This window comes from Pseudomonas sp. SJZ077, assembly GCF_007993905.1.
GTDB lineage: Bacteria > Pseudomonadota > Gammaproteobacteria > Pseudomonadales > Pseudomonadaceae > Aquipseudomonas > Aquipseudomonas mandelii.
In genome coordinates this window covers 1-1,061 of the sequence record NZ_VIUJ01000051.1, presented here as the reverse complement: position 1 = coordinate 1,061, position 1,061 = coordinate 1, and the positions used below count along the sequence as shown (strand labels likewise).

Annotated in this window: 1 protein-coding gene; it reads left to right on the top strand. The window is 56.0% G+C overall.

Annotated features, from left to right (window positions below):
- On the top strand, positions 1-1,061 hold a 1,061-nt coding region (locus FBY01_RS31460), incomplete at both ends, for an HAD-IC family P-type ATPase (RefSeq protein ID WP_145311132.1).

The window sequence follows — 1,061 nt, the reverse complement described above, 5'->3', positions numbered from 1 at the left end:
ATCTGCACTGACAAGACTGGCACACTCACCCGCAACGAAATGATGGTGGCATCGGTCGTAACCAACGATCTCATCTTCACGGTCGATGGCGCAGGTTATCAGCCAGCGGGAAGCATCAGCCTTGCAAATCAGCTTGTCGACTTACCGACTCACCCTGCGTTGACAGAATTGGGGCGAGCCGCCGGCCTTTGCAACGATGCTGCACTGCGCCTGCATGATGACTTATGGAAGGTAGAGGGTGATCCAATGGAAGGTGCCTTGCTGGCATTTTCCGGAAAGACCGGTATCGATAGTGATGAAGATCATCGGGCCTGGCCCCGCACCGATGCCATTCCGTTTGACGCGAAACACCGCTTCATGGCGACCCTGCATCACAACCATGATCGACATGCATCTATCTATGTGAAGGGCGCTCCAGAGCAAATACTGGCCATGAGCACGCAGCAGCTCGTAAACGCTGGCGGGACTGAACCGCTCAATGCGGACTACTGGCACGAACAGGCAAACGCCATTGCTGCCAAGGGGCAGCGTGTATTGGCGTTTGCAGTTAGATCAGTTCCTCCCGAGCACACCGTGTTGGAGTTTGGGGACGTACAAGGAAGGTTAACCCTGCTAGGCATGGTCGGACTGATTGACCCGCCTAGACCCGAGACGATAAAAGCAGTTCAACAATGCCAAGCAGCAGGCATTGTCGTAAAAATGATCACTGGCGATCACGGCGGTACCGCCGCCGCTATCGGTCGCCAGATTGGCCTGCAAAATCCCGACAGTGTGTTGACCGGCGTAGACCTCGACACCATGAACGATGTCGCTCTGAAGGAGGCGGTAAAGCACGTCAATATTTTTGCGCGCACCAGCCCTGAACATAAGCTCAGACTGGTAATGCTGCTGCAATCGAATGGCATGACAGTGGCCATGACCGGCGATGGCGTTAACGACGCACCAGCGCTAAAGCGTGCCGATGCTGGTATCGCCATGGGTGGAAAAGGCAGTGAAGCCGCCAAGGAAGCCGCAGACCTGGTGCTGGCCGATGACAACTTCGCGTCCATCGTCGCTGCGGT